This is a genomic window from Roseivivax isoporae LMG 25204 (genome assembly GCF_000521865.1).
Lineage (GTDB): Bacteria > Pseudomonadota > Alphaproteobacteria > Rhodobacterales > Rhodobacteraceae > Roseivivax > Roseivivax isoporae.
On the sequence record NZ_JAME01000001.1, the window covers coordinates 1 to 22245 of the forward strand.

At 70.1% G+C, this 22245-nt stretch carries 23 protein-coding genes; 7 read left to right on the plus strand and 16 right to left on the minus strand.

What is annotated here, in order from left to right; genetic code table 11:
* A partial coding sequence (locus tag RISW2_RS23360) for an EAL domain-containing protein (protein ID WP_156943741.1) occupies window positions 1-509 on the plus strand: 509 nt, incomplete at its 5' end.
* 142 nt (window positions 510-651) lie between these two features.
* Here the strand turns inward: RISW2_RS23360 and RISW2_RS00010 are convergent.
* From RISW2_RS00010 to RISW2_RS00030, 5 genes are all read right to left on the minus strand, one after another.
* Window positions 652-2157, minus strand: a complete 1506-nt coding sequence (locus tag RISW2_RS00010) for a fumarate hydratase (RefSeq protein WP_043765021.1) — start codon at window positions 2155-2157, stop codon at window positions 652-654.
* Window positions 2154-3668, minus strand: a complete 1515-nt coding sequence (gene citF / locus RISW2_RS00015; RefSeq protein WP_043765022.1) for a citrate lyase subunit alpha — start codon at window positions 3666-3668, stop codon at window positions 2154-2156. The genes RISW2_RS00010 and citF overlap by 4 nt, the downstream gene beginning before the upstream one ends.
* Before the next feature lie 140 nt (window positions 3669-3808).
* Complete coding sequence (locus tag RISW2_RS00020) at window positions 3809-4558, minus strand: glucose 1-dehydrogenase (protein ID WP_043765027.1); 750 nt, start codon at window positions 4556-4558, stop codon at window positions 3809-3811.
* 10 nt (window positions 4559-4568) lie between these two features.
* Entirely contained in the window at window positions 4569-4994 is a 426-nt protein-coding gene (locus tag RISW2_RS00025) for an ester cyclase (protein WP_043765029.1), read from the minus strand.
* Between the two features lie 32 nt (window positions 4995-5026).
* Window positions 5027-5974: a glutathione S-transferase family protein gene (locus tag RISW2_RS00030; protein WP_043765033.1), complete on the minus strand. Its 948-nt coding sequence runs from the start codon at window positions 5972-5974 to the stop codon at window positions 5027-5029.
* Window positions 5975-6195: 221 nt separating this feature from the next.
* Here RISW2_RS00030 and RISW2_RS00035 point away from each other — a divergent pair, with 221 nt between their 5' ends.
* Complete coding sequence (locus RISW2_RS00035) at window positions 6196-7146, plus strand: LysR family transcriptional regulator (RefSeq protein WP_043765036.1); 951 nt, start codon at window positions 6196-6198, stop codon at window positions 7144-7146.
* A 9-nt stretch (window positions 7147-7155) separates the two neighbouring features.
* Here the strand turns inward: RISW2_RS00035 and RISW2_RS00040 are convergent, their stop codons facing one another.
* The 10 genes from RISW2_RS00040 to RISW2_RS00085 all read right to left on the minus strand — a co-directional run bounded on the left by RISW2_RS00040 (window position 7156) and on the right by RISW2_RS00085 (window position 15388).
* Window positions 7156-7521 carry a FixH family protein gene (locus RISW2_RS00040; protein WP_043765039.1) on the minus strand — a complete coding sequence of 122 codons (366 nt, stop codon included), beginning with the start codon at window positions 7519-7521 and terminating at the stop codon, window positions 7156-7158.
* Complete coding sequence (locus tag RISW2_RS00045; RefSeq protein ID WP_084615187.1) at window positions 7518-8234, minus strand: ABC transporter ATP-binding protein; 717 nt, start codon at window positions 8232-8234, stop codon at window positions 7518-7520. Before RISW2_RS00045 ends, RISW2_RS00040 begins: the two co-directional genes overlap by 4 nt.
* On the minus strand, window positions 8228-8980 hold the full coding sequence (locus tag RISW2_RS00050) for an ABC transporter ATP-binding protein (RefSeq protein ID WP_043765048.1): 753 nt from the start codon (window positions 8978-8980) through the stop codon (window positions 8228-8230). The genes RISW2_RS00045 and RISW2_RS00050 overlap by 7 nt, the downstream gene beginning before the upstream one ends.
* The gene (locus RISW2_RS00055; protein WP_051491648.1) at window positions 8965-9855 is read right to left on the minus strand and encodes a branched-chain amino acid ABC transporter permease; all 891 of its coding nucleotides are present in this window, start codon (window positions 9853-9855) and stop codon (window positions 8965-8967) included. The genes RISW2_RS00050 and RISW2_RS00055 overlap by 16 nt, the downstream gene beginning before the upstream one ends.
* Entirely contained in the window at window positions 9855-10754 is a 900-nt protein-coding gene (locus RISW2_RS00060) for a branched-chain amino acid ABC transporter permease (RefSeq protein WP_043765050.1), read from the minus strand. Before RISW2_RS00060 ends, RISW2_RS00055 begins: the two co-directional genes overlap by 1 nt.
* Window positions 10755-10770: 16 nt before the next feature.
* Window positions 10771-11490, minus strand: a complete 720-nt coding sequence (locus tag RISW2_RS00065; protein WP_043765053.1) for an ABC transporter ATP-binding protein — start codon at window positions 11488-11490, stop codon at window positions 10771-10773.
* Complete coding sequence (locus RISW2_RS00070; protein WP_043765056.1) at window positions 11483-12250, minus strand: ABC transporter ATP-binding protein; 768 nt, start codon at window positions 12248-12250, stop codon at window positions 11483-11485. The genes RISW2_RS00065 and RISW2_RS00070 overlap by 8 nt, the downstream gene beginning before the upstream one ends.
* Entirely contained in the window at window positions 12250-13182 is a 933-nt protein-coding gene (locus tag RISW2_RS00075; RefSeq protein ID WP_043765058.1) for a branched-chain amino acid ABC transporter permease, read from the minus strand. Before RISW2_RS00075 ends, RISW2_RS00070 begins: the two co-directional genes overlap by 1 nt.
* A gap of 12 nt (window positions 13183-13194) precedes the next feature.
* Window positions 13195-14085 (minus strand): branched-chain amino acid ABC transporter permease, encoded by an 891-nt coding sequence (locus RISW2_RS00080; RefSeq protein ID WP_043765060.1) that lies wholly within the window; start codon window positions 14083-14085, stop codon window positions 13195-13197.
* Window positions 14086-14188: 103 nt separating this feature from the next.
* Window positions 14189-15388 carry an ABC transporter substrate-binding protein gene (locus tag RISW2_RS00085; RefSeq protein ID WP_051491651.1) on the minus strand — a complete coding sequence of 400 codons (1200 nt, stop codon included), beginning with the start codon at window positions 15386-15388 and terminating at the stop codon, window positions 14189-14191.
* Window positions 15389-15756: 368 nt separating this feature from the next.
* Here RISW2_RS00085 and RISW2_RS00090 point away from each other — a divergent pair, with 368 nt between their 5' ends.
* The 5 genes from RISW2_RS00090 (at window position 15757) to RISW2_RS00110 (ending at window position 21025) form a co-directional block, all read left to right on the plus strand.
* Complete coding sequence (locus RISW2_RS00090; protein WP_043765064.1) at window positions 15757-16554, plus strand: SDR family NAD(P)-dependent oxidoreductase; 798 nt, start codon at window positions 15757-15759, stop codon at window positions 16552-16554.
* A 2-nt stretch (window positions 16555-16556) separates the two neighbouring features.
* Window positions 16557-17153 (plus strand): glutathione S-transferase family protein, encoded by a 597-nt coding sequence (locus RISW2_RS23365; protein WP_051491653.1) that lies wholly within the window; start codon window positions 16557-16559, stop codon window positions 17151-17153.
* Between the two features lie 35 nt (window positions 17154-17188).
* Window positions 17189-18640: an aldehyde dehydrogenase family protein gene (locus tag RISW2_RS00100; RefSeq protein ID WP_051491655.1), complete on the plus strand. Its 1452-nt coding sequence runs from the start codon at window positions 17189-17191 to the stop codon at window positions 18638-18640.
* Window positions 18641-18674: 34 nt separating this feature from the next.
* Complete coding sequence (locus tag RISW2_RS00105; RefSeq protein WP_051491658.1) at window positions 18675-20153, plus strand: aldehyde dehydrogenase family protein; 1479 nt, start codon at window positions 18675-18677, stop codon at window positions 20151-20153.
* A gap of 113 nt (window positions 20154-20266) precedes the next feature.
* Window positions 20267-21025, plus strand: coding sequence for a tellurite resistance TerB family protein (locus RISW2_RS00110; RefSeq protein ID WP_043765417.1), 759 nt, complete (start codon window positions 20267-20269; stop codon window positions 21023-21025).
* 62 nt (window positions 21026-21087) lie between these two features.
* Here RISW2_RS00110 and RISW2_RS00115 read toward each other — a convergent pair whose 3' ends face one another.
* A complete protein-coding gene (locus tag RISW2_RS00115; RefSeq protein WP_051491661.1) occupies window positions 21088-22131 on the minus strand; it encodes a heme-binding protein in 1044 nt (347 codons plus the stop codon).
* Between the last annotated feature and the right edge of the window lie 114 nt (window positions 22132-22245).

Consider the following 22245-nt stretch of genomic DNA (forward strand, 5'->3'; position numbering starts at 1 on the left):
ACTTTTCAGGGGAGCAGGTCAGCAGTGCTGAACTGGTTGGCAAGACCCTCGAGAAACTGAACGGGGCAGGAGTGAGGATCGCGCCGGACGATTTCGGGACCGGCTACGCTTCGCTTTTTCACTTGCGAAATTATCCCGTAGATGTCGTCAAAATCGATCGCAGCTTCGTGCAGGGTATCGGTTCCGGTAAGGGGAACCGGGCGATCATCAGCGCGGTCATCGGTCTTAGTGAGAGTTTCGGCGTGCAGGTGGTCGCTGAGGGGATCGAGACGAAGGAGCAGGCGGATTTCTTGCGGCAGGCTGGCTGTATGGTCGGGCAGGGTTTTCTCTTCTTTAGTCCCGTGGCCGCGAAGCGGGTCCCCGGGTTGATGGATGAACTCCCGGCGAGGCAGGTGATGCCGACCAGTTTCTCGTCAAATACCGTCTCATTGGTTGACAAATCGTCGCCCGGCGACGGCGCGGGGCTGTCCGCTCTCCGCAACGACGGAACTCGTGTGTCAAGGCGCTGACAGCTTTGGCGCTAGGCCGGATCGGGCTGCTCAGCCTCGGGGCTCAAACATGTTTCGGGTGTGAATGCCTGCTGGTTGCACCGGCTGGCGCCTTTCGCTGGATGTCACTCAGCTTGAGGATTGGCCAGCCGATCCTTAGCGCTCAACCCGCCCCTTGCGTCCGGCGCCATTGTCGTGGTCCGCTCCGGTGGATCGAGGTGCCGTTGACGTCGACGGCGACCGTGACGGGCATGTCCTCGACGCGCAGCTCGTAGATCGCCTCCATGCCGAGATCCTCGAAGGCGACCGGCCGGGCGGCGCGGATCGCCTTCGAGACGAGGTAGGCGGCGCCTCCGACCGCGATGAGGTAGGCGGCGCGGTGGCGGCGGATGGCCTCGACGGCGGCGGGCCCGCGTTCGGCCTTGCCGATCATCAGTTTCAGCCCGGTCCCGGCGAGCACGCGGTCGGTGAACTTGTCCATCCGGGACGAGGTGGTCGGGCCCGCGGGTCCGATCACCTCGTCGCCCACCGCATCGACGGGCCCGACATAGTAGATCGCGCGGCCCCGCAGGTCGACGGGCAGGGGGTCGCCCGCGTCCAGCATGGCGACCATGCGCTCGTGCGCCGCGTCGCGGCCGGTATAGAGCGTGCCCGACAGGAGCACCGTCTCGCCCGGGGTGAGCGCGGCCACGACGTCGTCCGAGAGCGCGTCGAGGTCGATCCGCCGGGCGCCGGCCCCGGCCTGGTCGAGCAGGATTTCGGGCCAGTCGCCGAGATCCGGCGGGGCGAGCCGCGCAGGGCCCGAGCCGTCGAGCGTGAAGTGCACGTGCCGCGTGGCGGCGCAGTTCGGGATCAGTCCCACCGGCAGCGACGCGGCATGCGTCGGGAAGGACCGGATCTTGACGTCGAGCACCGTCGTCTGCCCGCCGAGCCCCTGTGCGCCGATGCCGAGCGCGTTGACCCGGTCCCAGATCTCGAGCCGCAGCTCCTCGGTCCGGCTCGCGGGGCCCCGCCGGCGCAGCTCCGCCATGTCGATGGGGTCGTTGAGCGACTGCTTGGCCAGAAGCATCGCGCGGTCCGACGACCCGCCCACGCCGATGCCGAGGATGCCCGGCGGGCACCATCCGGCGCCGAGCGTCTCCACCGTCTCGACCACCCAGTCGGCGATCGACGCGGAGGGGTTCAGCACGGCGAACTTCGCCTTGTTCTCGGACCCGCCGCCCTTGGCCGAGACGTGCACAGACACCTTGTCGCCGGCGACGATCTCGGTCGACAGCATCGCGGGCGTGTTGTCCCCGGAATTGCGCCGCTCGCCCAGCGGGTCGACCACGACCGAGGCGCGCAGCGGGTTCGTGTCGAGCCGGTAGGCCCGGCGGGTGGCCTCGTCGACCGCCTCCTGCAGCGAGCCCGACAGCGCGAGCCGCGCCTCGTGCCCGACCGACAGGAAGATGTTCGCGGTCCCGGTATCCTGGCAGATCGGCCTGTGCCCGATGGCCGCCATGCGGGAATTGACGAGGATCTGTGCCATGGCGTCCTTCGCGCCCGGGCTCTCCTCGCGCTGCCACGCGGCGGCCATCGCGCGGATGAAGTCCGGCGGGTGGTAGTACGAGACGTATTGCAGCGCGTCGGCGATGCTGTCGATCAGGTCGGCTTCGCGGATCACGGTCACGGCGCGGCTTCCTCCACCTGGCGGACCACGTCGGTCACGGTGCCGTCGCGGTATTCGGACACGGCGACCACCCGGTCGGTCGCGCGCGGCGGGGTCGGCCGGGTCGCGGCGGCGGCGGCCTCGGCGAGAAGCTCCTCGATCCGCCGGACCGGCAGTCCCGCGCTCTTCAGCCGGTCCTGCAGGTCGGCGCGGCCCGGGTTCACGGCGATCCCGGCATCGGTCACCACCACGTCGACCGTGGCGCCGGGCGTCGTCAGCGTTCCGACCTCGGGCACGATCTTCGCGTAGCCGCCCGCCGTCAACCGCGTGGTGATGATGGCAAGCCGCGAGCCGGCGGCGGTGTCCGCGTGCCCGCCCGATCCGCCGATGACGATCCCCCCGGCCTTGGTGGTGACGTTGACGTTGAAGCCGAGATCGATCTCGGTCGCGCCGAGGACCACGGCGTCGACCCGGTCGACCACTGCGCCGCCCAGATGCGGCGCGGCATAGGTCGCGGCGGACATGGACAGGTGACGCGGGTCGCGCTGGTAGGAACGGACCGCGTCCAGATCGAAGCACTGCACGTCCATCAGGGTGCGGAACAGGCCCTCGTTCAGCATGCCCACGTGGAACCCGGTGATGCCCCCCGAGCAGAAGCTGCCGGTGATCTGCCGCCGCGCCATCTCGCGCCCGACGGCGCCGGCGGTGGCGAGCGAGATGCCGCCCGCACCCGTCTGGAACGAGAAGCCCTCGGTCAGAAGCCCGCTCGCCGCGATCACCGAAGCGGCCTGCGCGCCGATGGCGAGGCTCGGGCCGTCCTCGGCGGGCTTGGTGGTGCCCGATGCGATGCCGTTCGGATCGCCGATCCGGTCGACGACGACCACGTGGTCGACCTTGCCCTGCGGGATGTCGATGGGGTGCGCGGGGTAGGGCATCAGGCTGTCGGTCACGGCCACCACGCGGCGCGCGACCTCCACGTCGGTCATCGGGTAGCCGAGCGTGCCGCAGGCGGTCTTGCCGGCACGTCCCGAGACGTTGCCGAGATCGTCCGCGGCCGGCGCCGCGACGAAGGCCGCGTCGACGACCAGTTCGCCCGTGTCGAGCGCGCGGGCCCGTCCGCCGTGGGTCCTGAGGACGACGACCTCGGGCACCAGCCCGCGGCTCACCGCCTCGCCCACCGGGCCCGAGATGAAGCTGGCCGAGATCCGGCCGACCGTCCCCGAGCGGATATGGTCGATCAGCGGCGCGTGCACCGGAAAGATCGAGGTGGCCGCCACGTGCAGGTTCTTCAGCCCGCGCCGCGCCAGCGCGTCCATCACCCTGTTCAGCACGCCATCGCCGTTGCGCAGGTGATGGTGGAACGAGACCGTCGCGCCGTCGGTCAGCTCGCAGGCCGAGATCGCCGCGTCGAGATCGGGAAGCACCTTGGAGGCGCGCGCGGCCTTCTTCCGCGACGCGGACTCCGTCGCGCGGGACGGCACATGTGCCCGGATGGCGCCATAGCCGTCGACGGTCACCGGAAGGTTCAACATGTCGTTCTCCTGCACCTCGTTCGCCCCGGCGGGATTGCGGCGGCCGGGGCGGCCTGCATGGGATGGATCGGCCTTCGGGCACGGGCCGCCCCTGCGCGCCGCGGTCGCGGCGGGGCAGGGACTGGGCCGTGCATCGGCCGTCAGACGGTCCGTCCGCCGTCGACCTCGAGCACCACGCCGGTGATGAACCCGGCCTCGTCCGAGGCGAGGTAGAGGCAGGCGCCGGCGACGTCGCCGGGCTCGGCCAGGCGGCCGAGCGGTACCGTGGCGATGAAGCGCGCGCGGTTCTCCGGCGTGTCCGGCACGCCCATGAAGGATTCGAGCAGCCCCGTCGCCCCCATGACCGGCGCCACGCAGTTGACCCGGATGCCGTCGGGGGCGAGTTCGACCGCCATCGACCGCGAGAGCAGGTTCACCGCGCCCTTGCTGGAATTGTACCACGTGAGGCCGGGCCGCGGCCGGATCCCGGCGGTCGATCCCACGTTGAGGATCACGCCGCCCCCCTGCGCGCGCATGACCGGGACCGCGGCGGCGCTCATGTGGAAGATCGACTTGACGTTGACCGCGTAGACGCGATCGAACTCGTCCTCCGTGACCTCCAGCATCGGCTTGTTGCGGTGGGTCCAGCCGGCATTGTTCACCACGATGTCGAGGCGCCCTCCAAACCGTTCCGCGGCCTCGACCGCGCGGGCGACATCGGCGGCGCTGGTCACGTCGCCGACCACCGCCTGCGCCGCCTCGCCGATCGCGGCGGCGGTGGCCGTGGCGGCCTCGGCGTTCAGGTCGAGAACCGTCACCCGGGCGCCCTCGCGGGCGAAGACCTTCGCGATCTCCGCCCCGAAGCCCGCGCCGCCGCCGGTGATCAGGGCGCTCTTTCCGTCAAGTCGCATCGCCTTCCCCTCAGCCCAGCATGCCGATCTGCTGTTGGAGACCGATATTGTCGATCGCGGGCCATTGTTCGGCGATCTTGCCGTCCTCCATGCGGAAGAGGTCGAGCACGGCGACGTCGAACCGCTTGCCGGTGGCCGCGTGGTCGCCGAAGGCGCCGGAATGCACGCCCCGGAACTGCAGCCGGACGAGCACCTTGTCGCCTTCGGCCACGGTGTCCTGGATGTCGAGCTCGATCTCCGAGAAGGCGCCGAGCAAGAGGTCGCCCAGCTGCAGCACGCCTTCGGGGCCGATCACCTCGAAGGGCAGGGTGGAATCGCGGCGCACGTAGGTCGGCGCGACATTGGCCTCGAGCCAGTCACGGTCCTTGGACGCGAAGGCCTTGAAGTAGTCCTGCGCCCGCTTGCGGTTGGCCTCGAGGGTGGCGGTATCGGTCATGGCGGTACCTTTCATGTCCCTGGATATGGGGGTCAGGCCGCGGACTGCGCGGCGCTCGACGCGGGCAGGGTCTCAAAACCAGCCCGCGGGAAATGCACGTGGATGCGCCCGGTCTCGGGCCTTTCGACGGCGACGACGACCTCCTGCTTGTCGGCCGAGACGAGCGTTCCCGACACAGGCACGCGGGCGTTGTCGTCAGGGGTCACCGTGACCTGCGTTCCGAGCTTCAGGCCGCTCGGGTCGGCGTCGGCGGCGAAGGTGCTGTCGGGCGTGGCGGCATGTGCCGCGGCCACGGCCTCTTCCGGCGTCATCTCGGACAGCGTGCCGTGCCCGACTGCCGCGACCCGGTCCATCCAGGCCGTCACGGCGGGGCTCAGCCCGAGCTGGGCGTCGATGGTGTCGGCGCCGGCATTGGCGCGCAACAGCCACAGCGAGTGATAGCAGGTCAGGTCGGCGGCGCCGAGCGCGTCCCCCGTCAGGTAGGCGCCGGTGCGGCCCAGCATCGAGTCGAGCCATTCCGCGAACGCGGCCATCTGCTGGACATAGACCGGCAGCATGGGCGCCATCCCCGCCTTCGAGATGTCGTAGCCCAGGTAGTGCTCCTTGCGATCCTTGAGGAAGGCCTCGGGCAGGTGCTCGCCGATATGCGCGACGAGGACGCCGATGGCCGGCTTCCAGGTCGCCCGGTCCCACCAGAGCGACAGCGCCTTCGACAGGCCCTCGCCGGTCGGGTAGAGCGTGGGCTCGGGCTGCAGGCGTTCGAGCGCGCGAAAGATCACTTCGGTGTCGCAGTAGACGTCGGCGCCGATCTGCAGCACGGGCACCCGGCGGTAGCCGCCGGTCAGCGCGTCGAGCAGCGGCCGCGGCGGAACGGCCTCCACCTTGACCGATCTCCACGCCAGCCCCTTGTGGCCGAGCGCGAGCCGGATCTTCTCGGAAAACGGCGACAGGTCGTAGTGGTGCAGAATGATGTCCGTCATCTGTTGGCTTCCTCCTCCCTCCGGGCGCCGTTCCGCGCCGCGATACCCCTTGGATAGCAGGCCGCGCGGCGCGGGCGGTAAGACGGGATTGATCACACGGCCATAGGAATTCGTTTTGACCGGCCCGCGGGGCCCGCCGGCAAGGCGCACGGATCCGCGCGGAAAATTGTCGTTTCTCATCCCGCCAGAGGAAACTACTATCGCTCGCGGGGGAGAGAGCGATGGACGTCAGGCAGCTGAGATACTTCGTGGCGATCGCGGAGGAGGGGTCGCTGTCCGCGGCCGCGCAGCGGGTGAACGTGGCGCAGCCATCGCTGTCGCAGCACGTCATCGCGCTCGAGCGCGAGCTCGACGTCAAGCTCCTGGAACGCAGCCCGCGCGGCGTATCTCTCACGCAGTCGGGCGAGGTCCTGCTCAGCCATGCCCGCGACGTCATCGACGCGCTCGACCGTGCGGCGACCGCCGTCCGGCAATCGGGAACCGAACCGCAGGGCGAGGTCACGTTCGGGCTGCCCAGCTCGATCGCGATGGTCCTCTCGGTCCCGCTGGCCGAGACGGTCCGGCTTGAACTGCCCAAGGTCCGCCTGCGGGTGATCGACGCGATGAGCGGCTTCATCAAGTCCTGGCTCGAGGACCAGTCGATCGACCTCGGCATGCTCTACGATCTCGGGTCGGTCCGGCACCTGAGCCACCGCCAGCTGATGACCGAGGAGCTTCATTTCTTCTCCGCCCCCGATGCCTGGCCGTTCGAGAGCCGCGCGGGCTCTGCGGTCACGCTGGCCGAGCTGGCCGAGGCCGAACTCGTCCTGCCCTCGCCCCATCACGGGCTCCGGATCATGATCGACCGGGTCCTGAAGTCGCAGGGCGTCGCGCTGAACGTCGCGACCGAGATGGATGGGCTCGGCCAGATCAAGACGCTGGTGGCGCGGGGCAGCAGCTACACGATCCTCGCCCCGGCCGCCGCGATCGACTTCGTCGAGCGGGGCGAACTGATCATGGCGCCCATCGTGGAGCCGCGGCTCATCCGCCCGGTCTACCTCGTGCGCAATCCCGCCAAGCCGGTCAGCCGCGCCAGCCAGGAGGTCGAGAGGATCTGCCACGACGTGATCCGGGATCTCGTCGACCGCGGCATCTGGCAGGCGCTCGAGCCGTCGCAAAGCCTGTCGGGCTGACCCAGGGCGTCACTCGGCGTCGAAATCGTGGGTAACCACGACCATGTCGCGCGCCGGCGCGCTGACCTCGAGCCTGAGCGCCCACCGTCCGTGCATGTCGAGCGTCAGGGGCACTGTGTAGCTGCCGGGCGCGTCCCCGGCCTCGGCCGGCACCGGCGCGATGTTGTGGGCCATCGGCATCGACGGCATGTCGGGCGCGACGGTGAAGACCGCGTCCTCGACCGGCGCGCCGTTGCGGCTGAGCTCGATGGTGCAGTCGTAGCTCAGCGCGGCGTCGGTCGGGACGCAGTCCGCGACGGCCTCAAGGCGGTCGGCGGCGAGGGCGGGCGCGGCAAGGGACAGCGCCAGCGCCGTGGCGGTGAAGGTCTTCATCATGGTGCAACTCCTTCGCGTCGGTCGGTGAAAAGCATCTCTTCCAGCGCCGCGGGATCCCCGAGGTCGCGCGCCGCGCCCTGGTGCACCGCGCGTCCGTGCCGCAGCGCGAGCACGCGATCGGCGAGGCCGACGGCGCGGCGCAGGTTCTGTTCGACCAGCAGGAGGCCGAGCCCGTCCTGCCGCAGGGCCGCAAGGATGTCGAAGACACGCGCGGCGGCCGCCGGTGAGAGGCCGAGCGTCGGCTCGTCCAGCAGCAGGAGCCGCGGACCTGCCATCAGCGCGCGGCCGAGCGCGAGCAGGGTCGCCTCGCCCCCGCTCAGCGTGCCGGCCCGCTGATCGAGCCGGCCGGCGAGCTCCGGCAGCCGGTCGAGCACGTCGGCCGTGCGGGCGCGGCGCACCGGGCGCCGGGTATTCCGCGCACCGAGCCGCAGCGTCTCGGCCACCGTCAGCGACGGCGCGAGCACCCGGCCCTCGGGCAGGAGCGCGATGTCGTCCAGCCGATGGAGCGGCATGCCCGTGATGTCGCGGCCTGCCAGGTCCACCCGGCCTCCGGCCGCCGGGGTGAGGCCTGCGATGGCGCGCACCAGGCTCGACTTGCCGGCGCCGTTCAGACCTGCGAGCAGCAGCACCTCGGCGCGCGATAGGCTCAGCGACACGGCGCGCAGGGCGTGGATGCGGCCGTACCGCACCGAGAGGTCCGTGACCGTCAGCACGTGCCGGCCCCGAAATAGCTCTGCCGGACCGCGCTGCCGGCCAGCACGTCGGTCGCTCGCCCGTCGGCGATCTTGCGTCCCGCGTCGAGGACCGCGATCCGCTTGCAGAGCGCGGTGACGAACGTGACCTTGTGTTCGATGATGATGGCGCTGCGCCCGGGCAGGAGATGGGTCGCGACGGTCCGCGCGAGCCGGTCGGTCTCGGCCTCCGTCATGCCGGCCGCGGGTTCGTCCAGCAGGATGAGGGCGGGATCCGCGGCCAGAACGCGGGCGATCTCGAGCTCGCGCAGTTCCATGAGGGTCAGCGCGTCGGGCATGTCGTGCGCCTTGCCCTCGAGCCCGAAGAGCGCCAGCAGGGAGAGGAGCCTCTCGCGCTCGCGGCGCCGTGCGGCGCGGGCCTGCCACAGCATCTCGATGCCGGGCGCGCGGGCGTGCCGGGCGGCGCGCAGGTTCTCGAAGACCGTCAGGCGCGTCAGCACGCGCGGGGTCTGGAAGGTGCGCGCCACGCCGAGGGTCGCGATGCGGTCGCTTGGCAGGCCGGCGATCTCGCGCCCCCCGAGCCGCACGCTGCCGGTCTCGGGCGCGTGATGGCCGCTCACCACGTTGAGGAGGCTGGTCTTGCCCGAGCCGTTCGGGCCGATCAGGCCCAGCGCCTCGCCCCGGGCCAGCGCCAGGTCGACCCGGTCGAGCGCCGTCACGCCGCCGAACCGGCAGGTGAGGCCCGCGACCTCTAGCGCCGCAGCCATGCCGCCACCCGGTGCATCATCCGCTCGTCCAGCACGCCGCGCGGGCGCAGGATGAGCACGACCGCCACCAGACCGCCGAACACGACCATCCGGTAGCCCGCGAAGATGCGCAGCGATTCAAGCAGTCCGATGTCGATCAGCACGCCCAGGATCGGTCCGAACACGGTGCCGAGCCCGCCGATCAGCCCGTAGGCCAGCGCGTGCACCCCGGTCATCACGGAGAACTGCGCGGGTTCGACATAGGTCGCGAGATGGGCGTAGAGGGCGCCGCCCAGCGCCGCGATGCCCCCCGCGAGCGCGGCCGCAGCGATCCGCGTCCGCGCGACCGGAAGGCCCATCATCGCCGCGAGGATCGGGTCCTCGCCGACGATCCGCAGCCGCGCCATGAACCGGCCGCGGGTCAGCAGCGCCACCAGCCCGATCACCCCCGCAAGGCAGCCCGCGATGACCAGGAGATACGCGCCGGGCGGGAGGCCCGCCTCGTAGACCCACCGGATGTCGCGGAAGCCGTTGGCGCCGTCCGGGCCGGTCGCGACGCCGCCCACGTCCCGTCGGTAGGTGAAGACGTTGAGCGTGGCCCGCACCAGTTCCGCGAAGGCGAGCGTGGCGATGGCGTAGTGCAGCCCGGACAGTCGCACCGCGGGCCACGCGACGAGCCCGCCGACCAGCGCGCCGAGGCCGATGCCGAAGGCCACGCCGAGCGCGAACGGCCATTGCCAGACGGCCGTGGCGATGCCCGCGCCATAGGCCCCGAGGGCGAAATAGGCCTGCTGGCCGAAGCTGATCTCGCCCGCGATCAGCAGCACCCAGGCCGAGATCGCCAGGAACGAGAAGAGGGCGATGTTCGACAGGACCGAGATCGTGAAGCCGTCCATCAGATCCTCCGCACCGCCTCGGCGCGTGCGAGCGTGTCCTTCCGGCCGACCAGGCCCTGCGGCAGCAGGATCAGCGCCGCGAACAGCAGCGCGAAGGTGCAGATCTCGCGCCCCGAGGCGCCGAGATACCATTGTGCCTGCGCCTCGACGACGCCCAGGACCAGCCCGCCCACCAGCGCACCCCGCAGGCTGCCGAGCCCGCCGATCACCATGGCGATCAGGCCCTTCATGGTCGCCCACATCCCGAGCTTGGTGCTGATCTGCCCGTCGGTCGCGGCGATCAGGAACCCCGCCACGCCGCCGATGGCCGCCGCGAGGCCGAAGGTCAGGACCGCCACCCGCCCGACGTCGACGCCCGAGACGCGGGCGGCATCGCGGCTGTCCGAGAGGGTGCGCACGCGGAGGCCGAAGAGCGTGCGCGTCAGCAGCCAGTGCAGCGCTGCCACGAGGACGGCCGCGGTCAGGAACATCGCCGCGTGTTCGGGCCGCAGGAAGAACGGGCCGAGTTCGAGCATCGGCAGCGCCTCGAAGGTCGGGAAGGCATAGCTTCGCTGCGGGAAGGCGCGCGCCACGAGTTCCTCGAGCTGCATCCAGATGGCAAAGCTCGACGCCATCGAGGCGAGCGCGGCGTCGCCGCGAATCCACGCGAACGACATCCGCTCCACGTAGGCCGAGGCGACGACCGCGCCGGCAACGGTGGCCGCGAAGATCGGGATCATCCCGGCCGCCCATTGACCGTGCAGCCATGCGCCCGCGAAGATGCCGACGAGGATCGACGATCCGAACGCCATGTTCAGCCGCCGCATCACCCCGAAGATCAGCGTGAAGCCCAGGGCGAGGAGGCCATAGGCCGAACCGATGGCGAGGCCGTCCAGCATGTTCTGAACGAGGTCGATCATCGGCCCGGCCCGGGTCTCAGCTTGCCTTGCGCGCGCCGAGATAGGCGCGGGCGATCAGGTCGTCGTGATCGACCGTCGCGGGGTCGCCGCCGAAGGTCACGTGCCCCTGTTCGAGCAGGTAGAAGTGATCGGCGTAGTCGAGCGCGAGGTTTGCGTTCTGCTCGACCAGAAAGATCGTGCGGCCCTCGTCCCGCAGCTGCCCGATGATCTCGAAGATTTCCTCGACGATGATCGGGGCGAGCCCGGTCGACGGCTCGTCCATCAGGAGAATCTTCGGACGCGCCATCAGCGCGCGGCCCACCGCCAGCATCTGCTGCTCGCCGCCCGAGAGCGTGCCGGCCTCCTGCGAGGCGCGTTCGCGCAGGCGCGGAAAGCGGTCGAGCACGGCGTCGAGGTCCTCGGCCACGTCGCCCTTCTGCCTGCGCCGGCTGAAAGCGCCCGCGACCAGGTTCTCCGTCACGGTCATTTCGGGAAAGACCAGCCGGTTCTCGGGGACGGTCACGACGCCCTTCTCGACGATCTGGTGCGGCTTCAGCCCCGCCAGCTCGTCGTCGCCGAGCCGCATCGAGCCCGACTGCGCCTTGAGGATGCCCGCGATCGTCCAGATCAGGGTGGTCTTGCCGGCGCCGTTCGGGCCGAGGAGGCAGGTCAGCCCGCCTTCGCGGATCTCGAGCGACACGCCCTTGAGCGCGGCGATCTTGCCGTAGGAGGTCCTGATGTCGCGGATCTCAAGCATGGATCAGCTCCTCGTCCTTGTGCTTGCTGCCGAGATAGGCGGCCCGCACGTCCGCATTGGCCTGCACCTCGGCGGGCGAGCCCTCGGCGATCTTGCGGCCGAAGTTCAGCACCGCGACCCGGTCGGAGATGCCCATCACCAGCTCCATCATGTGCTCGATCAGCAGGACGGTGACGCCGCGGTCGCGCGTTTCGCGGATCCGCTCGGCGAGGATCTGGCCGTCCTCGCGGCTCGCCCCGGCGGCCGGCTCGTCGAGCAGCAGGACACGCGGCCGCGAGGCCAGCGCGCGTGCCATCTCCAGCCGGCGCATCTCTCCGAAGGACAGGGCAGAGGCCTGCACGTCGCGCTTGGAGTGGAGCCGCGAGAACTTCAGCAGCTCCCCGATCTCGGGGGAGTGCTCGCCGCCGGCCCTGAACCAGCGTCCGAGGAAATGCGCCCGGCGTTGCTCGTGTCCGTTCTGCGCGACCCAGAGGTTCTCGGCCACGGTCAGGTTGCCGAAGAGCCGGATGTTCTGGAAGGTCCGCGCCACCCCCATGGCGGTCCGCTCGTGCTGCGCCATGGCCGTCAGGTCGCGGCCGTCGAGCCTGACCGTCCCGGTCGTGGGGGTGTAGAGGCCGGTGATGAGGTTGATCGTGGTCGACTTGCCGGACCCGTTGGGACCGATCAGGCCGAAGATCTCGCCTTCCTTGAGCGTCAGGCTGATGCCGTCGACCGCGCGCACGCCGCCGAAATGCTTGGAGAGGGAGTCCAGCGCAAGCATCACTTCGCCTCCTTCGTGGACAGGGGATCGGAGGGCCGCGCCGGACCGGCGCCGAAGAGGTTCTTGAGCCGCGGCGCATGCTCGCCGAGAAGCCCGTGCGGCCGGAGGTTCATCGCCAGCACGATCAGCGCGCCGAAGAGCAGCGAGCGCCATTCGCCCATGAAGCGCAGGCCCTCGATCAGGAACCCCTGGATGAACAGCACCGCGATCAGCGTGCCGAAGACCGAGCCGAGCCCGCCGAGGATCGGGTAGGCGATCGCGAAGGTGGCCAGCAGGACCCCGAAGACGCCGTGCTCGATGTGGGTCACGGTATGGGCGTAGATGCCGCCGCCAAGCCCGGCGATGAAGCCGCCCGCGGTCATCGCCCCGACCTTCACCGCAGTGAGATTGAGCCCGATCGACTGCGCCGCGGTCTCGTCGTGCCCCACGGCGCGCAGGACGGCGCCGGCGCGGGTGCGGTCCATCCACCAGAGCGCGCCCATCACGACGACCACGACGAACCAGATGAAGACCGTGACGTGCCAGACCTCCCAGCCGTTCTCGGGGAAGTAGCGGATCGAGCGGAAGCCCTCGGCGCCGTTCGGTCCCACGCGATCGCCGTTCCGCTCCACCTGCCAGGTGAGGTTGAAGAAGAACAGCCGCACCATCTCGCCGAAGGCGAGGGTGGCGACCACCAGCATCAGGCCCTTCACGCGCAGCGCCGGAAAGCCCACGATGCAGGCGATGGCCGCGCTGACGAGGCCCGCGATCACGATGGCGGGCAGGATGTGCAGCCCGAACATCGCCGTCATGGCCCCGGCAGTGTAGGCGCCGATGGCGTAGAAGCCGGCCTGCGCCATGCTGACCTGCCCGGTCAGGAGGACGACATAGGCGGAAAGGCCCAGCAGCGTGTGGACGCCGAAGATCTGGGCGAGCCCGAGGTAGAAATCCATCGTGGCCTCCGGTCAGTCGCGGCCTGCGGTCGAGCCGAAGAGGCCGCCGGGACGCAGGGTGAGAAAGAGGAAGAGCAGCAGCATCACGTAGATGTCGCGCTCGGTCACGCCGCGCAGCATGAGGAACACGTTCTCCGCCGCGCCGACGAGCAGCCCGCCGATGATCGCGCCAGGGATCGAACCGAGCCCGCCGATGACCACGGCGATCAGCCCCTTCACCGTCAGGCCCATAGCGATGATCGGCGAAAGCACGCCCACCGCGGCCGCGGTCATCGCGCCGGCGATGCCGCCCAGGATCCCGGCAAGGCCGAAGGTCAGCAGGTTCACCCGGGTCGGGTCGATGCCGCAGAGCGCGGCCGCGCGGGGCTGCTGGCTGACGGCACGCGTGGCGAGCCCGAGCGGCGTGCGGTAGAGCAGCCAGAACAGCACAGCCATCGCCACCACGCAGATGAAGAAGACGAACAGCAGGTCTCCGCGCACCCAGATGTCGCCGAGCTCGATGGTCGCCTCGCGGAACACCGACGGGTAGGGCAGGGGCATGCCGTGGCTCGCATGGATCACCACCTCGTCGATGAAGAGCAGCATGCCGACCGATGCCAGCAGGGACGCCATCGGGTAGTGCGTGGGCGTGAAGCGGAAGCAGCAGTAGTAGACGACGATCCCGATGGCGCCCGAGCCCAGCGCCGAGAGCAGGAACACCACCGGCGGCGGCGCGTCGAAGGCGAAGGTGGCCGCGACCCCGATATAGGTCCCGGCCAGGGCGGCCGCGCCGTAGGCGAGGTTCAGCTTGCGCATCACGCCGAAGATCAGCGTGAAGCCGATGCCGATCAGCGCGTAGGTCGTCCCGAACAGCAGCCCGTCGAGGAGCGACTGCACGAAGTCGATGATGAGGAAATAGTCCATGACGGGGCTGCCTCGAAGTCATCCGGCATCGCCGCCGGGGGCGGCTGGGCCGTGGAAATGTCGGGAAGGGGCGCGCCTGACCGGGCGGGCGCGCCCCGCAGGATCAGCTGCCGGGGTTGTGCAGGACTTCCCAGCCGCCATCGCGGGCATGGACGAAGACGTAGGGCTTCACCGCCTCGCCGTCGGGCATGCGCTGGTTGGTGCCGAGCAGCCCGGGCGCGCTTTCCATCGCGGCCAGCCCGTCGCGGATCTTGCGGCGGTCCTCCTCGAGCGATTCCGCGGTGCCCTCGACGCCGACCTGTTCGATCACGTCCTTGAGGATCATCGCGTTCTCCCAGGCCGATGCGCTGTGCAGGTCCATCTGCCCGCCTTCGGCGACGACGGCTTCGGCGGCTGCCCGGGCCTCGTCGTTGACCGGGGCGAAGCTCGTGGGGATGGTCAGGCCCTCGGCCTCGGTCGCGCAGCCGGACAGCGTCTCGAGGCTCGAGGACGAGGTCAGGCCCACGAGGACCTCGGGCTCCACGCGCTGGCGCGCCATCTCGCGCAGGACGCCGCAGGTGGTGAAGGGATGCGCCGAGATCGCGACGATGTCCGGCTCGGCCCGGCGCATGCCGCGCACCTGGTTCGAGAAGTTGGTGTCAGAGAGCAGCCACTGCGCCTCGCCCACGAGTTCGAAGCCGTGCTTGTCCGCGGCGGTCTTCATCACGTCGTACCAGGAGGCGCGGGAATGGGCGAAATCCTCTTCCACGCCGCCGAAGATGGTGGTGGCGTCGGGATGTGTCTCGCGCAGCCAGCCGAAGAGCTCGTCGTACATCGCCGCCTCGGACGGCGTGTTGCGGAAGACCCAGTCCGAGATGCCGGCGAGCCCGCCCTTGATCGCCACGTCGGTGAAGACCGGGAACTGGAGGCCGGTGTCGCTCTCGTCGTCGACCCGCGCCTGCATGATGCCGAAAAGCGGCTCTGCCACGTTCGAGCAGGTGGGGCCGATGGCGACCAGCGCATCGGTCGAGGCGATGCGCCGCAGGACCGAGATGCCTTCCTCGGCATTGCAGCGGTCGTCGTAGTACTCGGTGACGATGCGGGCCTGCGAGCCGTCGGCGAGCGTGACGCCCCCTTCGGCGTTGATCTTCTCGAACGCCGCGGACATCGCCGCGGTCGAGTTCTGGCCGAAGATGCCGACCACGCCCGAAGAGGCGCCGAATCCGACGATGCGGATGGTCTTGTCCTGCGCCGCGGCCGCGGTGGCCAGCGCCAGGGACGACGCTCCGACCAGCCCGGCCGCCACTAGTGCTTTGAGTTTCATGTTTCTCCTCCAGGTGACTTCCGTGGGCCGGCGTCGCGATGGGGATGACCCTCGCGCCTCCGCCGCCGACCTGCGGGCAAAGGCTGCCCGACTCGCTGTGGTCGCCGTAAATAGCGTTTTGCCATCGCCCCTAGAGGATTCCGCTATATCCCCTGCCGAACGCCCGGCCGTGGCGCCCGGAACCGACCTGCGCAGCGCCGCAATCCGTTGCAGGACCGCGGGAAAAGCCGTTCCGGCCGGGATGGATGCAAGGCACCGCGGCCGTGGTATATCGCAATCCTATTGCCCGTAGAGCGCGTTCATATTTGTTACAGCCGCCGGCTTCCGGTGATCTGCGGGGCAACGACAATGCGTGTGGAGGTGACGCGATGGCTGACCGTCTCAGGGACAAGGTGGTCTTCTTCTCCGGCGCCGGCTCGATCGGGCCGGGCTGGGGCAACGGCAAGGCTGCCGCGGTGGCGATGGCGCGCGAGGGCGCGAAGGTCTTCGCGCTCGACGTGAACCCCGATGCGGTGGAGGAGACCGCGCAGATCATCCGGGACGAGGGCGGAACGGTCGAGACCGCCGTCTGCGACGTCTCCAGGGGCGACGAGGTCGAGGCCGCGGTCCGGAAGTGCATGGACACCTTCGGCCGCATCGACGTGCTCGACAACAACGTGGGCATCATCGACCCCGGCGGTCCCGAGGAGCTCACCGAGGCGCAGTGGGACCGGCTGATGGCGATCAACGTCAAGTCGATCTACCTCACCTGCCGGAACATCCTGCCGATCATGACCGCGCAGGGCGGCGGGTCGATCATCAACATCTCGTCCATCGCCTCGACCCACAGCCTCGGCTACAGCTGCATCAGCTACTCGGCCTCGAAGGGCGCGGTGAACGCCTTCACCCGCGACATCGCGCTGAACTACGGGCCGAAGGGCGTGCGCTGCAACTCGATCCTGCCGGGCCTGATGAACACGCCGCTCATCCACAAGGGAAACGTCACGGGCGTCTACGGCTCCACCGAAAAGATGGTGGCGGCGCGCGACGCGCTGGTGCCGCTCGGCAAGATGGGCGACGGCTGGGACGTCGCCTGGGCGTCGGTGTTCCTGGCCTCCGACGAGGCCAAGCACATCACCGGCATCGAACTCGTCGTCGACGGCGGCATCACGCTGAAGGTGAAGTGACCATGCATCTCTACGTCAACACCACCTCGCCCTTCGTCCGTCTCGTCCGGCTGGCCATCGAGGAAAAGGGGCTGTCGGACCGGGTCGAGCTCGAGATCGTCGATCCCTGGAAGGACCCGGACGCGTTCCTCGAGGCCAACCCGGCGGGCCGGGTGCCGGTCCTGACCACCGACGACGGCCATGTCATCGCCGAGGCGCACCTCATTCTGCGGTATCTCGACGAGATCGCGGCGCCGTCGATCTACCCGGCAGAGGATCTGGCGCGGACCCTCGCCATCGCTGCGCCGGCGCTGGGCGCGACCGAGGCCGCCACCGCGATCATCATCGGGCGCAAGTCCAGCGACGGTTTCGACACCGACATGGTGGGCTCGAAGCGCTACCGCACCATGGCCGAGGGGCTGGCGCGTCTCGACGCCCACCTGCCGCGCGACTTCGACGACCGGCCGGACATTGCCAACTTCGCCGCGGTCACGGCGCTCGACTACATCGTGTTCCGCTTCACCGACCGCGACTGGCTGGCCGACCTGCCGAACCTGCGCGCCTGGCGCGAGCGGCAGAAGGGCCGCCCGTCGCTCGAAGCGACCATGCCCTACATCTGACCGCGCCGCGCGGTCCCGAAATACCGGAGCCTCCCATGAACGATCATGCCAACGTGTCCCGCGCCGACCTCCGGGTCCTCGACCACTGGATCGACGGCGCCTCGGAGAAACCGGCCGGCGGCGACTATCTCGAGGCCGTCAATCCGACGACCGGCCTCGCGCATCTGCGCGTGGCCTCGGGGACGGCGGACGATGTCGCGCGGGCGGTGGCAGCCGCGCAGCGGGCCCGCGACGCGTGGCGCCGCCACGTCGCCGCGGAGCGGGGGCGCCTGATGCTCGCGCTCGCTGCCGCGATCCGCGCCAACCGCGACCGCCTGGCCGAGATGGAATGCGCCGACAGCGGCAAGCCGGTCGCCGGCGCACTGGCCGAGATCGAGGGCAGCGCGCAGTATTTCGAGTTCTACGGCAGCCTCGTCTACCTGCCGTCGGGCGACGTGCTGGACGTCGCGCCCGACCAGCACGTGTTCACCCGGCGGGAACCCTACGGCGTGATCGGCGTCATCACCCCTTGGAACCTGCCGCTGAACCAGGCTGCCCGCGCCATCGCGCCCGCGCTCGCGGCCGGCAACGTGGTCGTCGCCAAGCCGTCCGAGATCACCTCGCAGACCACGATCGAGATGGCCCGCCTCGCGACCGAGGTCGGCTTTCCGGACGGCGTGATCAACATCGTCCTCGGCACCGGACCGGAGGTGGGCGAGGCCATCGTGCGCCACGACGCGGTGCGCAAGGTCGCCTTCACCGGCTCGGTCGGCGTGGGGCGCGCCATCGGCCGCATCGCGGCCGAACGGATCATTCCGCTGACGCTGGAGCTCGGCGGGAAATCGGCGAACATCGTCTTCGAGGACGCCGACCTCGACGTGGCCGCCGCCGAGGCGGTCAAGGGCTTCACCCTGAACGCGGGCCAGGTCTGCTCGGCAGGCACGCGCATCCTGGTGCAGCGCTCGATCTATTCCGAGTTCACCGAGAAACTGCGCGCCGAGGTCGCCAAGATCACGCCCGGAGACAATCTCGGGCCCATCATCACGCCCGCGCAGTTCCAGCGCGTGCAGGGCTATTTCAAGATCGCGCAGGAGGATGGCGCCCGTGTGCTGGCCGGCGGCAAGGTGGCCGAGGTGAAGGGGCAGGAAGGCGGCTTCTACATCGAGCCCACGATCTACGCCGATGTGGACAACGCCATGCGCATCGCGCAGGAGGAGGTCTTCGGCCCGGTGGGCGTGGCGATCCCCTTCGACACCGAGGAGGACGCGATCCGCATCGCAAACGACAGCGAATACGGCCTGATCGGCACCTTGTGGAGCCGCGACATCAGCCGTGCGCTGCGTGTCGCCGACCGGATCGAGGCGGGTCAGATCTTTGTCAACGTCTGGAACACCATGTCCGTCCAGACCCCGTTCGGCGGCCACAAGAACTCGGGCTACGGCCGCGAGAAGGGGATCGAGGCGATCCACCACTACTCGCACCTGAAGACGGTGACCGTGAAGATCTGACCGGCCGGGTCGCCGCAGGCAGGAGGACGCGGTCGTGAACGCCTTCGACAGAACCGGAACCGCCGAGGCGGCGACCAGCCGGTCCGGGATATTCATCGACAACGAGTGGCGGCCCGCGGAGTCCGGCAAGACGCTCGACCTCGTCGAGCCGGCGACCGGCCGTCCCTTCGACCGGATCGCGGCCGGCAACGCCCGCGACGTCGACGCGGCGGTCGCGGCGGCGCGCCGGGCCTTCGACGGGGCCTGGGGACGCATCGCGGCCGTCGACCGCGGGCGCCTCCTGTCCCGCCTGGCCGCGCGTATCCGCGAGGCGGCCGGCGACCTCGCGGTGCTGGAGGCGCGCGATACCGGCAAGCCCCTCTCGCAGGCGCGCGCCGACCTCGACCTCTCGGCGCGCTATTTCGAGTTCTACGGCGGCGCGACCGACAAGGTGCACGGGCGCAGCATCCCCTACCAGCCCGGGACCCTTGCCCTCACCGAACGCGTGGCGCACGGGGTGACCGGCCACATCATCCCGTGGAACTACCCCGCGCAGATGGTGGGACGCACGCTGGCGCCCGCGCTCGCCATGGGCAACGCGACCGTCCTGAAACCCGCCGAGGATGCCTGCCTCACCGCGCTGCGCCTGGCCGAGCTCGCCCGCGACGCGGGCTTCCCGGCGGGGGCGATCAACGTGGTGCCCGGGCGGGGCGAGGTCGCGGGCGCCGCGCTCTCGCGCCATGCCGGCGTCGATTTCCTGTCCTTCACCGGCAGCCCGGAGGTCGGCACGCAGGTGCAGGTCGCGGCCGCGCGGCGGCATGCGGGCTGCGTGCTCGAACTGGGCGGCAAGTCTCCGCAGGTGGTGCTCGCCGATGCCGATCTCGACGCGGCGGTCCCGGTGATCGTCGCGTCCGTCGTGCAGAACGCCGGCCAGACCTGTTCGGCCGGGTCCCGCGTGCTCGTCGACGCGGCGATCGCCGGAACGCTCACCGAGCGGCTCGCCGCCGCCTTCGCCGCGCTCGTCGCGGGCCCGCCCGAGGCCGATCTCGACCTCGGGCCCCTCATCAACCTGAAGCAGAAGCGCAGGGTGGCGCGGTTCTGCGACCTCGCCTCGGCCGCGGACGTGCCGCTCGTGGCCGAGGGCCGCCTCGATCCGCGCGCGGACCCGGACGGCTTCTACGTCCTTCCGCGTCTCTACGGCCCGGTGCCGCGGGACCATCCGATGGCGCTGCAGGAAATCTTCGGGCCGGTGCTGTCGCTCCTGACCTTCACCGACGAGGACGACGCGGTGCGGCTGGCCAACGGCACCGAATACGGCCTCGTCGCGGGCGTGTGGTCGCGGGATGGCGCCCGCGCGTTGCGCATCGGGCGGCGGATCGCCGCGGGCCAGGTGTTCATCAACGGCTACGGCTCGGGCGGCGGCGTCGAGCTGCCCTTCGGCGGCGTCGGAAAGTCGGGCCACGGGCGCGAGAAGGGCTACGAGGCGCTGTTCGAGTTCAGCGCGAGCCGCACCATCGTGATCGCCCACGGCTGATCCCGCCGGCGCCGCGGAACATCGTGCATGCGGCCGACGTTCTGGCGGGAAGGAGCGACCGCGCGAGGCTGGTCGCAGCTGTGCCCCGCGCGACGGGGCTGGAGGACGACGTCATGAGCATGAAGCGGATTCTCGGCACGATGCTGGCCACCCGGATGGCGGGGCGGGGCCGCAGCAAGGGCGCCCTCGGGACCGCCTCCGCCCTCGGGCTGCTCGGCTCGCGGCGCCGCGTGCGGCGCGGGGGGATGGGCTCGAAGCTCGGCCTCGCGGCGCTGGGCTACATGGCCTACCAAGCCTACCAGTCGCACCAGTCGAGCCAGGGCACCGCGTCGCGCGGCACCGGCGGGAGCGCCTCGCAGGGCTCCTCCGGCGGCGGCCTTTTCGACAAGGTGCGGGATGCCGCGAACGAGTTCCTGGGCGGCCCCGCCTCGCAGTCGCCGTCGCCGGCCTCTGCCGCGTCGGGTGCCCATGGCGGCGGCGTCGACGACGAGGATGTCCGCGCAGGGGAAGCGGCGGCCGAACGTTTCAGCGAGGACGAGGCGCTGCTGATGATCCGCGCCATGATCACCGCCGCCTACGCCGACGGGTCGCTGTCGCAGGAGGAACGCGGCCGCATCGTGCAGGCGATCAACGACGCGGATGCGACGCCCGACGAGCGGGCCATGATGGAGCGCGAGATCGCGAACCCCAGACCGCTCGACGAGCTGCTGACTCAGGTGGGCGACGAAGAGACGGCCGAGGAATTCTACCTCGCGTCCCGCGCCGCCATCGACGGCGACAGCGAGGGGGACCGGCGGTACCTGCAGACCCTTCGCGACCGGCTCAACCTGTCGGCCGAGCAGGCCGAGGAGGCCGACGCCATCGCCTCCTGAACTGCCGGGACCCCACCCGGACTGGCGCGCCCCCGTCAGGGGCGCGCCTCGAGGCGGACCCGCTAGGCGCGGTTCGTGGTCATGTACTTGCCGACCTCGGGGTCCGGTTCGGCCACCTTCACCATCGTGTTGATGCTGACATGCGGCCACCGGATCGGCCCCGGCATGCCGTCGGGCCGCGGGATGAAGAAGTCCAGCATCACCACTTGCAGATACTGCATCCTGAGCAGGGTCGAGCCGTCGTCCTGCGCGATCTCCTGGATCCAGAACGTCGACCTCATGCTCGCGGCGTTGGCTTCGCGCACGATGAAGGGGATGTTGACGATTCCCGCCTCCTCGAGCGTCGTGTCGAAATCGAGCACGGTGGTGCGCGTCACGTTCAGCTGGTCGTTGCCCAGCCGCAGGAGCCGCGTGGCATCGAGAGGGTTGAACCCCGGGAAGCCCGGCACCTGCACCGGATCGACGGTGCCGGTGAAGACGTTGTCGCGGAAATGCTTGTACGGGGCGAGGTAGGGGCTGTTCTCGATGTCGGTGCCCACGCCCACGGCAAGCGCGGTCACCGTCTCGGGGATCGGGGCCAGGCCGTCGACGACCGCGCTGGTCCCGAGCCCGAGCGCCGAGTCGCCGTGCGGGATCGTGGCGAGGCGCCCGATGTCGATCCCGTTCGTCTCATGGCTGAGCATGTGCAGGAACAGCCCCGGCTCGTGGTGGATGGCGAGACCCGCACCGCCCGCCTCCCCGCTCTCGGGAAAGTCCGCGGCCGCCACCTGGTGGATCGACTGCTGGTAGTCGAGCGTGACGATGCGCTGGTCCGTGGAATTGACGTCCGGGTCCAGCCGCACCCCGCGGTTCGGAACGCCCTTGTCGACCAGCGTGAACATCAGGCTCTCGTTGTACTGGTTCAGCAGCACCCGGAAGGGCGGTCGCGCACCCCCGAAAGGCAGCGCGATCATGTTCCAGCCGCGCCCGTCCTGCACCCCCGGCGCCACCTCGGCATTCGTCCAGGTGCCCGGCAGCAGCTTGAACGGTCCGAGATCGTCGTCACCGGTCTGTGCCACCTCGATGTGGCGGCGTTCGTTTTTCTGATAGATCCGAGGACTGGCCATGCATCCCTCCCATGATGAATTTTCGTGAAGCACTTTCGTCCAATGCGAGAATCCTATCATCTTGGGGGTGATTGATCGACGTTCCGATCGCGCGGAACGCGTGACGTGCCGGCA